The organism is Niastella populi, assembly GCF_002078015.1.
Taxonomy (GTDB): Bacteria; Bacteroidota; Bacteroidia; order Chitinophagales; family Chitinophagaceae; genus Niastella; species Niastella populi.
On the sequence record NZ_LWBP01000248.1, the window covers coordinates 1 to 15,630 of the forward strand.

The window sequence follows — 15,630 nt, forward strand, 5'->3', positions numbered from 1 at the left end:
GTCATGGCTATGTATTTTCATGTCGTCTTCTAAAGAAAGTTCACAGTTATGTATGTAGTACCTTCGATTGTTAACAAAGAACCTATTAAATTCTTCGATTGTCTTAAACTTTTCCAACACTTCTTCACCTAAATAATCGTTCTCATGGTAAGCGACAATCTTAGCGGATTTAATTTTGGTAGTGTCATCCAATAAAGCAGTCACTTCCAGGGTTGTTATTTCAGCAAAATGAAACATTTCCCGCTGAGGTTTTTCTAAATTATATAATAATCGTTCCATCATCTTTTCCAATAAAAGTAACTCGTATCTTAAATTGCGCCGGCAACGCTATATTATAACGTTATTTGAATAGGCTTTTCAAAAATTATTCTATCACTTTTCTGTTTCAATTGTAAGTTCAAACGTACCACCAACACTACAGCTTAACATTTGTGCTCGGTATTTTCCTGGCGAAGATTAGCTATTGCTTTCAATTTACTTAGTTTAATTGAATTTCAACTTGCTTGCGTTCGGGATCAATATTAATCCATTCATCTGAAGAACCTTCAGGAATACATTCATTCAAATTTTTCCGGTTAATGTAATTGTCTAATGCACTTGGTCCAAAATAAATTGTTAGTTCGTATTCATCTTGTCCGTCTTTTCCAATCCGGGCTTTTGTTTTGATAAATTTTTTCTGTTTCAGATTGTCAGCCGAAAGGGATTTTATGTCCATAGGCAAATGGTCGATTCCGTCACACCAAAATCCTTTTATATTTTCATTTTCAAGCTGGCTAAAATCAAGTTTGTATTCTAAAACTTCACAAAAGTCCTTATTGAAAGGCGGTCCTATCTTTAGGTTATAATTGAAAGCTTTGCATTTGGGACATTCAATATATTCTTTATCTAATTCTGAATAATTACATTCATGGCACTTTCCAAACTCTGGATTGAAGTGAGTAACCACACCCTTCGCTTTGCCATGATCGATACCGAATTCATCTTTGAGTTTCTTAACAGCATAAAGTTTTGATTCCTGAACCATGAGCGCCCATAATTCCAGAAGCATTTCTTCAGGCAAATCAAGTTTTTCTACATGCCATGAACATTTTTTACAAATTGAAATCATATTCTTTTAAATTATGTCTGAGCCGATAGCATCGGATTTAAAATTCTTACCCTTTTTGCAGGCACACCAACGAGTACAAAAGTTCATCACATGTTCTATCGCGTTCAACTTAGGCTGCAAGTGATTAATTGGTGAAGTCCAGGTGGCATTTTTCAGTCTTCATAGTATGAAGTTACAGAATCTTGCCCCGTATAATTAGGACCATAATTGTCATCTGCTCCCAGGTAAACAAGATCAAAACTGATTTTTATTTTACCTGTTCGGGATAACAATTTTTTTCGTGAATCATAGGTAATGCCTTTTTTCAAGAACAAATTCTTTAGGAAAGAGTTGGATTTTGTTGATTTGATGGCTATATTATTTAGATCCAGATTCGCAATGAATAACCCGGTTGATGTCAGGCTGTTTAGTAGAATTTCAATAACCTTTAATTTGTCTCCAATATAATGGATTCCATGAACACAGGTAATTAGATCATATTCCCGGCTGGGTATCCAATTTATAACTGATTGCGATTGGAATTTAACCGGTCCCGTTTCATTATCTGAAAAAGAAAAGCCCTCTACTAAATCAATACCTTCAAGCAAAACGTTGTCTTGCAACCCCAGTTTATAGAAATAATTTGATGTTTGAATAAGAGCCTTGCCCTGACCACAACATATGTCAATCCATGATGCATTTCCAAGTTCTTTGATTTTTGAAAGAAGAAATTCTTCGGGTTTAAATTTCAATTCTTGTTCATAACTATTAATGCCGCTTGAATTTCTTTCCCTATTCATGCGCGAGTTGGCAACTGTTGGTGACCAAACAAGCTTTTCTTCAGATAGTAATTGCATGGTTTTAAAATGAAATGTTGATCATTAGCAACAGCAAGTTAGAAGAAAATATCGGGAGGTAAAACTAACTTTTCAAAAGAATCGTATATTGTCGAAAATGTAATCACTTCACGATAATGACCACTCAAGAATTTCAATCTTTTGTTGACAATTACACACCTGAAGATTTCGTACGAATTTCATTTAAATGGCAAGGCGGCTAAGGAAGGGATTTTAAGGACGAAAATGGCAATTTTCGAGTTCAATTGTGTGAATTTTTAATACCTCAACTTCAACAAACAAGACTCGAATTGCTCAAGGACCTTTATCTGGAAGTTGGTAAAACATCTGAATATACCTTTGGTTGTTATATAAATTTCCATTTGATAGGCCAGGAGCTTTTGGAGCGTGGAGGAACAACTTATTTAACTGTCTATCTTCAGGGCGCTGCGCATACAATGGATACGGCACTTACATCGAGCAAAATTAATCTGAGTAAAGAGCGTGCGAAGGAACTTCTGGTGTATTTCGATGGCAAAATGAAAAACCCAGACAATGCAGAAGAAGCGAAACTCTATTGTGATTATTTTAGGCGCAGATTTGAACGTGAAGCCAATAAATAAAGCTGCAAAGAGTATTTTCAATACATTATCTTTAATCCTGACATTCAAACGCAAAGGTTACAATAATATGATTTTTTCTATTTATTTGTCAAAACTTGATTAGATGGGGCTTTTTTCATTTCTCAAATTTCGCAAGTCTAACAAATCACCATTAAGGTTTGATCCAGGCGAATATGTTCCATCATTCTGGAAAGATGACTTTTGCCAAATTGAAATAGTGCCAATTGAGAATAAATCATTTATTCAAAAACAAATAGGGCAAATTGAAGACTTATCAGAGAAATCAGGCACTGGCTATGGTTTCACAGAAACTTTCATTAGGAAGCCTATGCCGACACCGACTATTTCGAAGGAAATAAGGATTGATTATTTGGAAAGAACACTTACAGGTTTTCAATTTCAAAAAGCAAAACATATTCGGTTTGACAAAAGTGAAGTATTAGATTGCGAAAGCGGTAACACAAAGGCTTTCGGATTCTATAACTTTACTATATTTTTTGACACAGAAGAAGAATTTGTAAAAAACATCTGGATATGCATCAATCTTATTGTCTCGGTTCCGCAATTTGACCTTATCCAAGCTGCCTTGTACACTTTAGGAGAGGAATGTGAGCTCATTCTTATTGACTGGAGCGGTTTAGAATTTTTTGACTTAGCCGACAAAAGACAAATTCAAAAATACTTGATGGATTATTGGAAATAAATAAAGGTTTCTGGAAACGTTAACAAATACCAACTATATTATTCCAACCATGACTACAAAATATTATCCGATAGAAATACTTCAGATCATACAAGCTAACTACAAGCAACAGCAACAGTATGACGACATTGTGCTAAAAGATCAGGAACTTACTTTTGAAACTACGATTTTAGAGTGGAGAGATATATGCGACTTAGTTGACACAAGTAAATTATGGAAGTATTTAAATTATTATTTCCGCATGACTGCAGACGAGGAAGCCTGGATGAATATACTTGAGCCGGAAGATGAAAAGACACTGGGTGACCTTTGCAATTTCATTGCCATCCTTGCTGAAAAGGAAATCATAAGACCAATAAAGCTATTCGGTAATTACTGCACCACCGCTGCAATATTCAAATCTTTGAAAGGAAGGCTTAAAAACAGGGGTATTGACGTTCCTGATCTCAAACCTTCATCTCAGCTTGCACCGTTAGTAAAGAAATATAATAGCGTTTTTATTGAAGAGATTAATCAAATTGATCCGATGGTATTACCTCCAATAAACTACAAAACGAACTGGGTTTATAAATGGGGGTTGAGATCATTTATTACTTTTTTATTTTTGACAATTCTCCTTATTTGCATAAAATCAAATTGGGCCTGGTATAAAGGAGGAGTTTTCTTAATTGGATATGGCATGACATGGCTTGGAGGGATACTGAAACCTAAACAAGCAAGTTTTCGGGATATTCATACGGTAGCAGATTTGGTTCGACGGATAAAAGTAAACAACCCGCATTATAATGCTGTATAGACCCTAATGCAATAGCGCAGAACATGTAATAATCTTATGAACAGAATCGCATATTTCGAAGAAATCAATTCAATAACTTCTCCTTTGCTGTTATTGACTAACCAGTTGGATACAATTATTAAAGCAAGGACGAACGACTTAACTGAGCCTATTGACGTTTATTTAGACTTTGTTGCCCAACTTTCGCAGCTTAATAGTGAAGCAGCAAAGACAAGGGGCGCATTTATACGAATGCAAAGCGGTAATATAGATACAGAAGATTTCTTTGAAACACATAGGGAAAGTTGGGGTATTCCAAAGTTTCAAGAAGACTTGGTGACTGTTGATGATTTTAAGAATGGTTTCCTTTATACATTTCGTGACCATTCAACCTCCTGGTGTGAAGATGGCGAAGCTAGAGATTGGTTTTTCAATAGCATTGAAGCAAGGTTTGTGCGCCATTATGAGTTTTGGGCTTGCGACAACGGGCCCGAAGAAATCTTATTGAACACAAGTGGCGACTACAAAAACATTATGTGGACAATTGTAAAAGACTATCAGGACTATTCGGCTTTGGCAAGTGCCATTTTCACAAAGCAAGACCTGCAAGACTTCTATAACAATTTTGATGAAGAAAAAGGAGACTACTACAAAGAAGATTTGTTGGAAATGATTGAGGAAAACCCAAACTGGTGAGGAGCAAAAGGCTACCTACATCAGTAAAGGCTTTAATATCCCTTGCTATGTTCCTCGAACAAAAAACGCCTTCAAATTCAACGATTTGAAGGCGTTTTCCTATCATGTGTCCCCGCAGAGACTCGAACTCTGGACCCATTGATTAAGAGTCAATTGCTCTACCAACTGAGCTACGGAGACGAAACCCCTTGTTTTTTAGCCTTATTCCGGCAACAAAGGATTGCAAAAATAAGGGGATAAATTAAGCCAGCCAACATTCATTGGCTCAAAAATGACCAAAATTTTAAAATAAACCCCTGATAAATAAACACTTTGGCCACCTTCTTATCTTGCAGTCATGTGGACAGGTTTCAGGAACCAGTTGCGCACCACCAATCCTGCAATATATCCCACTGAAGCAGCAGCCAATACTTGTGGCAACCGACTTCAATACACTGGCTCAGTCATAAAGCTTACCTGTATATATTTTTTTTTGGTGGCAATCGGTAGTACTTGCTTCTCCACTATTATCTGCTAAAAGTTTCAGCATCTCCAGCGTCTACACACCTATCGGTAAAATCTACACGCTTATTGCCAATTCTGCACGTTTATCAAGTGTGACTAAGGATTTGTTTTGAAATAAATAACTTGTCATACGTTAGCCAAATCAAATACGTAAACCTGCTTATGAAAAAGAATCAACAACCTATACCTCTTAATCCTCATTTGCAAATTGTGTTATACAGTAACAAAGGTGTCAGGCCACCTGAAGGATTGAATAGCTATTCCTGTTTCATAGTACATTAAGTTTTACAGGTACCTACAATTTATTTTTTGCGCATGAATGGCCTTCCGATAGGGAGGGCCAGCGGGTTTGTTATGAACTCCTTAAAAGGCGGTGAAAACATGCAACTGAATCAATGAAACTTAAGTAAATAAAAAGATATGAAGACAAAAATTGTTGTTGTTTTTATGTTTCTATTTCAATTGGCATTGGGTCAAATCGATAACGATTATAAGATCCTTCCTGCATATAAACCGCCAAAGTCGCCTAATGCTGCTGCGTTTGAGAAATTTACCAGCGTGCCCATAAATTATCAAACCGGACAGGTTAATTACTCAATTCCTATGTATACTATAGAGACGGACGGGGTAATTGTTCCCATAACGTTGAATTATAATAATACCGGGTTGAAGGTAACCGAAGTGCCCTCATGGGTAGGCCTTGGATGGCATTTAGCAGTAGGAGGAGCAATAACAAGAACCGTTAAAGGTATACCGGATGATGGTCCCAGGGGGCTAATGGACCCGTATTATGCACAATTACAACTTCGTGTGGTTAAAAATCAGTCTTCTGGTCTTGAAAAGTATCATTACTTTAAGGATGTAGTAGAGTCAATTGCAGATTCGGAGCATGATATGTTCCACTTTGATGTACCTGGCATAAAAGGGAGTTTTTACATAAACAGATTTGGGGAATGCATTCAGCTACCCAGATCAAATAATAAGATTGAATATACCAGAAGTACACAAAATAATACATTGGATAAATTTTCAATTACTGATGTAAACGGAAACAAATATCTGTTCAATCTTAAAGAGGAATCTAAAATATCTCTATATAACAATCAAACAGGGGGTATACCTAATTACTATAATAACATAAAAGGAACTACCTGGTATTTATCGGAAATACAAACAAAAAGCGGAGGGCAGGTTAATTTTGAATATGCGCATTATCAATATACGAAAACGGAAAAAACGGAAACTTACCAACTTTATTCAGTACAACAATGTCAAACAAGTACTGCCTCCCCGGTAGTTACAATCATTACGACACTTGTAGATGTATATCAGTTGTCACGAATTTCCTGGAAAAATGGATATGTTGATTTTGATGCAGGAAATGCGCGACAGGATATTAAACAAATGGATGCAACGGCCTCGGTTCCTTCTTTACGCGGTATATCTGTTTATTCTCCCGGTACCTCTGTTAAATATATAACTTTTGAATATAACGAAACGAACCGTTTGCTTCTGAAAAAAATAAAGAATGTAAATGTCGCACGCAACTTTCACCACGCTTATGAGTTCAATTACTATGACGAGGAACCATATAAATCCTGGCCTTCTTATCAGCTTGCGTCAACAAGCTATAATGCGCAGGATTATTGGGGATATTACAACGGACAGATCAATAATCAATTTTTGCTTCCTTTTAATACCGTTCCAAGTCATCCTGTTCCATTAATTCCCAATAATACCGCACCGATACCTGCTATTCTGATTGATGAAGGGCTGAAAGCCAGGGTAAACAGAGCTCCCAACTCCAATTTCGCACAATATGGCATGTTAAAAGAGATCATTTATCCTACGGGCGGAAAAAGCAGGTTCTATTACGAAGGCAATACTATATTGGCGTCTAGTGCATTAACCCCTGTTTCTGGTAGTGAATATGTGGTTAACACTTTACCTAAAAGTACCAACGGCCAGGGCCAACAGTTAGTGACCCTGGGCGGATTGAGAATAAAGAAGATTGAATTTTATAATGACCTCAACGGCAGTAATCCTTCAACTGTAACCAATCTGATGTATGATCAAAATGCCAGCACCCATATTATGCCTGTTTATGTTTCTGCTATAAAAATAGCCAGTGCGCCTGGCATGTTCGATCCATGTGTGCTTTGTGCTAACCCATTGGTATACACCTTGCATTCAAGCAGCCTGGTGAATGACCCGGCATATCTGGTAGAATATTATAAGGTGACAGAGGTGCAAGGTTCAGGACAAGATGGACAGACTGTACATATTTATAGCCCATCTCAGCTTAATCCGCATCGATATTGGTTTGCACCGTTTGGTGATCCTCTATGTTTGAACTGGACCAGCGGTGAGACGAACACGCTTGTTCAGACTTATCCGAATAATAAAACGATCTCAGAAAGATCTATAAAAAAATGGCATAACGATTACACGAATGGAAATCCATTAGACAGTTTTGGTACAGATCTGAAAATCGCTGTTATTCGTAATGACGCATGTGGTCCTGATTTCACTTCATTATCAAGAGTACCCTCTAATAATAGCGAAGCCGATGTGCTTATAAATAACGTTTTTAATGCTGAAACCATACTTCTTCGTACACAGCATTATGTTACCACAGAAATTCACGAAAAATCGCTCCAGCCAACTGGCGGGGCACTTGAAAAAACCGCCATTTATCATTATAGCCTGAACCAAAGGAACAGGCTGTTACCTAATTCCATGTCAACATTTCAAAGCAACGGACTGGAAGCTCAAACAAAAACCAGCTATCCACAGGATTATCTGGCGATGCCTGTAACGGATCCGGCAGCAGATCAAATAGTTAAGGGATTGAGCAACCTGATCGTAAAGAATCTTTTGGATGTACCTGTTGAAGAAATTAGAACTATTAATAAAAACGGCAATGAATATGTAACCGGAGCGAAACTGATCATTTATTCTGCCGATCGTGCGGTTGTTAGCGAAATACTTGAATTGACGGTAAGTGATCCTATACCGATACAAAATTTTACAAAGAGTAGTATCAATGCGCAAGGGGGTTTTGTGTATGATAACAGGTATATACAAACAACCGCGTTTACAAAATTTGATGACAGGGATCAGCTAACGGAATATGATGAACGTTCAACCGGAAATCATGCTATTCTGTGGGACTATAATGCTTCCTATACAATAGCAGATGTTAAAAATAGCAGGTTAAGTGAAACTGCATACACCTCATTTGAGGCTGATGGTTCAGGTAATTGGACAATAGTCAATGCAGCTCGCGTTGATGATGGTATTACCGGGAACAAGTGTTATGACCTGGCTTATGGCAACATCACAAAAACAGGTCTTGGGGGCGCAACCTACGTTGTTTCTTACTGGACATCAAATAACCAACCATTTACAATTACCGGTACGCAGGGAACCATTGTCCGGGGAAAGAAAATTGGGAACTGGACCTATTTTGAGCATAAAGTGACAGGGGTGTCACAGGTTACCATTCCTCAAACTACAGCACTGGTCGATGAATTAAGATTGTATCCGGCCGGAGCCCAAATGACCACCTATACCTATACTCCCCTGATCGGTATGACCTCTCAATGTGATGTAAATAACCGTATCTCATATTACGAGTATGACGACTTCAACCGGCTTAAGCTGATCAGGGACCAGGATGGCAATATCATCAAAACTATTGATTACCGTTATCAAACTAACTAATACCTTATCATCTTCTGATAGCACCTATTATGAGAATATCAACAGCGTCATATTCGTTTACTACAAATCCAACCTGCATGATGATTGCAATATTCACCCCAATAAAGTGGTTGCGCTACTGTCTGATGGCCTGTGTTACGATCGCATTAAGTTCAACTATGCAGGCCCAAACACCGGTGCAGCCTGGTATTGCTTCTCCGGCCTACCAGATCGTTCCATATTACGGATCTGCTACAATTACGATAAGTGGTATTAGTGGTGGAAACGGATCCTACAGCACCCAGTGGTTAACCTCATCTAATGCCGATTTCAGTAATCCCGAAGCTGTGCAGGGCGGTACCAGCACTACTTCCATTACAGTCACGCGTCTTACCGCCACCACATACTACCGGCTGTATGTGAGTAGCAATGGTGTTTCAGCTTTAAGCAACATTGTACAAGTGGACGTTTCTCCGAAGCCGGACGGTAATGCTTTTCCGCCCTACCAGATCGTTCGATACAACGGAACTGCTGCTACAATAACGGCAATTGATGGAGGAAATAACTGCAGCTATCAGTGGTTATGGTCATCGAATGCCGATTTCAGTAATCCCGAAGTTGTACAGGGTGGTACTAACACTACTTCCATTACACCCACAGGTATTACCGCCCCCACATATTACCGGATGGCAACGACCTGTAACGGCGGCCCTTTCACTTACAGCAGCATTGTACAAGTGGACGTATATCCGAAGCTGAATGGCAATGAACTGCTACCGGCGGAAATGGTTATCCCCGCGGGCGGTAATCCGGGCTTGTTATCGGCTGGCCACGCCTTCGGCGGCGGTTGTAATGGTGCCTACAGCTACCAGTGGCAGTGGTCATCAGACGGAATTACTTTTAATGATATCAACCAGGCAACCGGACTAACGTATGAACCCGGCCCCATCATGGGTCCGGTATATTATAGAAGAAAAGTAAGATGCGATGTGACAGGCGAGGAAGCCTTTAGCAATGCCGTCCATATTGTTATCGGAGCGGTAAGCGTCGATAATCAGAATTATATACGTATACGCAACTTCACAAAGCCGGGTATAGCTGATGTGCCCGCAGCGGATGCCATAACATTGGTAGCAGACGTAAAACAAACAACTGAATACTATGATGGCCTGGGCAGGTTAATGCAAACAGTAAATAAGCAGGCCGGGAAGGATAATAAGGATCTTGTACAACCGGTTATATACGATCAGTACGGACGGCAGCCTTTGAACTACCTGCCATTTGTTTCTCCTTCAGACGATGGTAAATATAAACCGAATGTGCTGGGCGAATTGAATGATTTTCATAAAATTCAAAATGCCGGCGAGTCATTTTATTACAGTAATGTGTTATTTGAGCCCTCTCCTCTGAACAGAATTGTTAAGACGCTACCTGCTGGCAATAGCTGGTTTGGAAGTGACCGCGGAGTGGAAAACAAATATGCGTTTAACACCGCTGCCGATAATGTAAAAATATGGACAGTAACCAATGTTGCAAATGATTGGGGTTCGTATGTTGTAACCGGTGCCTATGCTGCCGGACAATTGTACAAGAATATAACAGTAGATGAAAAGGGATCACAGGTTATAGAGTTTAAGAACAAGAATGGGCAAGTGGTTCTTAAAAAAGTACAGCTTACGGCATTAGCAGATGATGGAACAGGTAAAGACTATAATGGCTGGTTATGTACTTATTATATTTACGACGATATTAATTTATTACGGGCCGTGATACAGCCCAGGGGAGTTGAACGGTGGATAAATGCCGGAATGAACAGCACGCTCAGCGATGAAATTTTAAACGAGTTGTGTTTCCGTTATGAATACGATGCGCGCAACCGAATGATAATGAAGAAGGTGCCGGGAGCCGACCCTGTATATATGGTATATGATAAAAGAGACCGGCAGGTAATGATACAGGATGGCAATATGCGGGCTATAGGTAAATGGGTGCTGACTACATACGATGACCTGAATCGTCCCATTGAAACAGAATTGTTAACCGGCAATACCACAACTTTTGATGTTCATCAGTTGGCGGCTACTACCACCATCTACTATCGTCCTTCCGGTGATTATGAACTTTTAACCGTTACTCATTACGATGATTACAGCAACCTGCCTTCGGGCCTTGCAGCTTCTTATCTTACTACCTGGGATAGCTATTTTTCCGGTACAGACAACAATAACTGGCCTTATCCCCAGATGCCGGTGATGAATACGGCTTTGAAAAACATGGTAACCTGGAAGCAAACAAAAATATTAGGTAGCAATCCGGCTAAATATATTTACAGCGCTGTTTTCTATGACGATAAAGGCAGAGTGATACAAACCCAAACAAAGAATGACCTTACCGGTGGGTTGAATGTCGTAACTACGCAATACACCTGGGCCGGACAACCCCTCATCACGATACAGCGGCAGCAGACGATAAGTCCCAATGCAATAGAAAATATTGTTGTGAGCAAAATAACGTATGATGATTTGGGACGGGTAATCAAAACTGAAAAGAAAGTCGGCAACAGCCAGTTAAACACGATCAATTCATTGCACTCAGCCAACTATGTAACAATTTCTGAAAGCACCTACGATGCTTTGGGGCAACCAAAGACCAGGAAGCTGGGCCGTGAGAAAGATGCAAATGGCAATTATACCGGTAGTTCATTGGAAACTTTGACGTATGATTATAATATCCGTGGCTGGGTACTGGGGGTAAACCGGGACTTTATCCGGGACCAGGGCAACAGTAAATTCGGTTTTGAACTGGCTTATGATAAAAAGACCTCGGTGATTGATAACAATGCAACGAACATCTATACCCAGGCGCAGTTTAACGGCAATATAGCCGGCACCATTTGGAAGAGTATGGGGGATGGCATGAAGCGGAAATATGATTTCGACTATGATGCAGCGAACCGCCTTACAGGGGCCGACTTTAACCAATACAACGGAACTGCTTTCGATAGAACCGCAGGAGTTGATTTCAGTGTCAGCAACTTAACTTACGACGCCAATGGAAACATCCTTACCATGAAGCAGATGGGATTAAAATCCGGATCCGGTTCGCTCGTAGATGATTTGAAATACACGTATATTCCGGGTACAAATAAACTACAGAATGTAAATGATTTTGTGAATAATGCGCAAACCATTTTGGGCGACTTTAGAACAGGAGATCAGCACCCTCAAAAAAATGACAAAACAGCCCTTACTACTGCCAGCACCACCGCCCAATTTGAGGCTATTACAGATTATATGTATGATAAGAATGGAAACATGGTAAAGGATCTTAATAAGGGCATCGCTGCAATGAATGGTGCTTCAGGTATTGAGTACAATTATCTGAACCTTCCGGCAAAGATTGCGGTGCAAAATAAGGGAACTATTGAGTATGTATACGATGCTGCCGGTAACAAGCTGCAGAAAATAACAACAGATAATTCCATCACCAATAAAAGTATTATTACTACCACCACTTACGATGGAGGGATGGTATTTGAAAGTAAGACCACCACACCGTCCGGAAATCCGGATGAAGATTATTCAAACGTATTGCAATTTATTGCTCATGAAGAAGGCCGGATACGCTTCTCTGCTCCGCCGGTTGGCGGAGGAGCCGGAGGCGGCTTTAACTACGACTATTTTATTAAAGACCACCTGGGCAATGTGCGTATGGTATTAACCGAAGAGCGGCAACAGCATGTTTACCCGGCGGCAACACTGGAAGGCGATATCAATAACAGCAGCAGTGCGGCGTTTACAGAGAAGAATTATTATAATATCAATGCCGGAAGTATAGTCGACAAGTCTGCTGCCTTTTTAATTACTGACTATGAAAACAACAACGGCAATCCACCTTATAACAATAACCCAAACAGTAATACCACGGCGCTAAGTCAGAAATTATATAAACTAGATGCAGCATCACCGATAGGATTAGGCATCACCCTGAAGGTAATGGCGGGCGATCAGATCAATATTTTTGGGAAATCCTATTATTACCAACCGGGAAAACCGCCTGGTAGAATGGATTTACCCCTGATGGCCGCTGACCTGCTCAATATGTTTGTTTCGGGTGGGCCGCTTCAGGGAAAAGGGATAACAAGCGCCGGATTAATGAATGACGTACCTGGTTTAACCACTGCATTATCGAACTATATTATCAATCGTCCCGACGAGGGTAGCAGCAAACCCCGGTCATATATAAACTGGGTGATATTTGATGAACAGTTCCATTTTGTAACCGGGGGATTTGACCCAGTGGGGGATGCAAATTTTGTTAAAACGCATAATAACAACACCATTCCCACAATACCAGTCACTAAAAATGGTTATATCTTTATATTTTGTAACAACGAAACCCAAACTCAGGAGGTATTCTTTGATAACCTGCAGGTAGTACAAAACGCAGGGCCGCTATTGGAAGAAACGCATTATTATCCGTTTGGGTTAACGATGGCGGGGATAAGTAGTAAAGCATTGAACTTTGGAGCGCCTGAGAATAAGCATAAGTTTAATGGTATAGAACAGAATAATGATTTTGATTTAAACATGTATGATGCTTTTTATCGCAACCTTGATCCGCAAATTGGAAGATTCTGGCAAATAGATCCAAAACCTAATGAGGTATTAAGTCCGTATTCTTCGATGGGCAATAATCCAATCTTATTAAACGATCCTTTGGGAGATACTACATACTATTACGGTGCAAATGGTCAATATTACGGTAGAGTGTTGAATAAGGGTTCCGAAGCAGTGGTAGTCGTTGACGAAAAGTATAATGAACAGTTTCAAGCTTATCACGGTAACAATTTCAAAGATTTTAAAGGACGCAAAGCTGATGATCTGGTAAAAGAGTTTGGGCAATATGGCGTTACCTACGATGCCGCTGCTATGAGTAAGTACTATGATGATAATAATGGGACGACAAAGGCAGAGAAAGTTGATGGCACCAAAATAGACGATATGAAAAACCCTACATTCAATGGTAAACCTGTTAGTAAACAGTTTTTGAAATCGTTAAATGCTGAAATGCTAGGCAATTTGGTTTTGAAAGATGGTAAAGTAACAGTAGGGACAGGACGTCATTCAGACAATGATCTTGTCAAAAATAGTCCGGGAAGTTTGCCTTACGAAGAAGGAAAAGTAGCGCACATCCATAATCACCCTCCAATGAAACCATTTAGTATAACTTGGGAGGTTGGTGCCTTTAATGCTACTAGTGGTGTTAGTGGCTCTCCAGGTGCCGGGCCATCATCGGCTGATTATTCTCAATCAAGTGGAAATACTCCATATAGGAACGTGGTTGTAGATCAAAAGAATATTTATTTTATTAATGGAAGTCAAACAGTTAAACATCCTAGATAGCATGAAATGTACTTCAATAATTACCATTCTGCTTTTGATGCTTATTGCTTGTCAAAACACTAAGAGATCGAATGTGGCACAGAAGATGAATTACTATGATAGCATCGAAAATAAAAATTTAAAACTATTAGATAGCCTTAATCTTAAGCAATATAATGATAGCGCCAAATGGATGTTATACACTTTTCATTGCGACGATACCACTAAACAAAATAATGAGTATCTACCACTTAGTGCACTGCCTGTCAAGTTGGTTTATATAAGTAAAACAAACGATACACTGGATTTGCTATATAACTTTATGAAAAATGACTCAACGCCGATCAGCAAGTATTCGGAAGAAAATATAACAGATGGAGTTCAATTTAGAATATCAGATAAAAAATTGCTTGGCTTAATACATGGAGAAGGTGTAGTTTGGCAAAAGGGGCCATTTAGTAGATATGAAAATCCACTCCAGCCAGAAGTAATAACATACATTAAAAATAACAGAGACAAATTGAATCTATGGTTTAGGGAGGAAGCAAAGCGAAGGAGAGTTATACTATAAGAAACGCTGGAAAAAAATCAAATGAAGAGTTATTGATTTTTGAGATTTGGTAACTAACTGTCATAGACTGTAATCCCGGTGAAATAAATAACCCAGAGCCGCAGCACCCGCTGCGGCTTTTGTATTTATGAAGCTAACTGCTTTTGCAGATCGGCTTTGAATATAAAGGCATCGAGAAACTCTTTAACGAGCTTCTTTTTATCGTCAGGGTGTTTTTCTATTTTGCGGAATTGCGACAACAGTTCCTCATCAGAGATCGCATCGGCGCTTTTGTCCTGTAAAGTGCCATTGAGTAAATAATCGGTAGTTACCTCAAGAGCTTTAGCAATCCGGTTTAAAATATCAGCCGCCGGCACTGCTTCGCCGCGCTCATACTTGCCCACATTGGTGAAATGCACCTTGGCCAGTTGCGCCAGGTCTTGCGCATCAATCCGGCTTGACCCGACACACAAAGCCATCCGCACCAAGCCCCTGCGGTGTTGCCGGCAGTTTTTGCTGTGATGCTTTTTGTAGTCACATACACAAATAAAAATACGTGGTTCTCCCAAAGCCACACGGTACCACTCATGCCAGAAAAAACTGCCGGAAGCTACATTAACATAATGTGTTCCTATAGGACATCCCCCGCCACGCTTATCCGCCAGCTGGCGGATGCCAACGCAGGGGCTGCCCTATAGGCACATTATGCTAAGTAGCCAACACCGCAGCCCCGCAAAGCAAGCCACGCACAAAGCCTATGCGATTGC

The 15,630-nt window shown here is 39.7% G+C and carries 11 protein-coding genes and 1 tRNA gene; 7 read left to right on the plus strand and 5 right to left on the minus strand.

Annotated features, from left to right (window positions below; genetic code table 11):
* From A4R26_RS35525 to A4R26_RS32565, 3 genes are all read right to left on the minus strand, one after another.
* Nucleotides 1-282, minus strand: a 282-nt coding sequence (locus A4R26_RS35525; protein WP_207625874.1) for a hypothetical protein, incomplete at its 3' end; no start/stop codon positions are given.
* Nucleotides 283-478: 196 nt separating this feature from the next.
* Entirely contained in the window at nt 479-1,108 is a 630-nt protein-coding gene (locus A4R26_RS32560; protein ID WP_081171094.1) for a hypothetical protein, read from the minus strand.
* 152 nt (nt 1,109-1,260) lie between these two features.
* Entirely contained in the window at nt 1,261-1,944 is a 684-nt protein-coding gene (locus tag A4R26_RS32565) for a methyltransferase domain-containing protein (RefSeq protein WP_081171096.1), read from the minus strand.
* Nucleotides 1,945-2,234: 290 nt separating this feature from the next.
* On the opposite strand from A4R26_RS32565, the gene A4R26_RS32570 reads away from it, so the two are divergent.
* The 4 genes from A4R26_RS32570 (at nt 2,235) to A4R26_RS32585 (ending at nt 4,720) form a co-directional block, all read left to right on the plus strand.
* A complete protein-coding gene (locus tag A4R26_RS32570) occupies nt 2,235-2,546 on the plus strand; it encodes a hypothetical protein (protein ID WP_133054853.1) in 312 nt (103 codons plus the stop codon).
* Between the two features lie 103 nt (nt 2,547-2,649).
* On the plus strand, nt 2,650-3,249 hold the full coding sequence (locus A4R26_RS32575; protein ID WP_081171100.1) for a hypothetical protein: 600 nt from the start codon (nt 2,650-2,652) through the stop codon (nt 3,247-3,249).
* Between the two features lie 49 nt (nt 3,250-3,298).
* A complete protein-coding gene (locus A4R26_RS32580; protein ID WP_081171102.1) occupies nt 3,299-4,045 on the plus strand; it encodes a hypothetical protein in 747 nt (248 codons plus the stop codon).
* A gap of 36 nt (nt 4,046-4,081) precedes the next feature.
* Complete coding sequence (locus A4R26_RS32585; protein ID WP_081171104.1) at nt 4,082-4,720, plus strand: hypothetical protein; 639 nt, start codon at nt 4,082-4,084, stop codon at nt 4,718-4,720.
* Nucleotides 4,721-4,827: 107 nt separating this feature from the next.
* On the opposite strand, the gene A4R26_RS32590 is transcribed toward A4R26_RS32585, so the two are convergent.
* Nucleotides 4,828-4,900 (minus strand) — tRNA-Lys (locus tag A4R26_RS32590).
* Between the two features lie 744 nt (nt 4,901-5,644).
* Here A4R26_RS32590 and A4R26_RS32595 point away from each other — a divergent pair.
* The 3 genes from A4R26_RS32595 to A4R26_RS32605 all read left to right on the plus strand — a co-directional run bounded on the left by A4R26_RS32595 (nt 5,645) and on the right by A4R26_RS32605 (nt 14,884).
* The gene (locus A4R26_RS32595; RefSeq protein ID WP_081171106.1) at nt 5,645-8,950 is read left to right on the plus strand and encodes a hypothetical protein; all 3,306 of its coding nucleotides are present in this window, start codon (nt 5,645-5,647) and stop codon (nt 8,948-8,950) included.
* Between the two features lie 77 nt (nt 8,951-9,027).
* Nucleotides 9,028-14,334, plus strand: coding sequence for a DUF6443 domain-containing protein (locus tag A4R26_RS32600; protein ID WP_165760495.1), 5,307 nt, complete (start codon nt 9,028-9,030; stop codon nt 14,332-14,334).
* Nucleotide 14,335: 1 nt separating this feature from the next.
* Entirely contained in the window at nt 14,336-14,884 is a 549-nt protein-coding gene (locus A4R26_RS32605) for a hypothetical protein (RefSeq protein WP_133054854.1), read from the plus strand.
* A 125-nt stretch (nt 14,885-15,009) separates the two neighbouring features.
* On the opposite strand, the gene A4R26_RS32610 is transcribed toward A4R26_RS32605, so the two are convergent.
* On the minus strand, nt 15,010-15,432 hold the full coding sequence (locus A4R26_RS32610) for a helix-turn-helix domain-containing protein (RefSeq protein WP_133054855.1): 423 nt from the start codon (nt 15,430-15,432) through the stop codon (nt 15,010-15,012).
* Between the last annotated feature and the right edge of the window lie 198 nt (nt 15,433-15,630).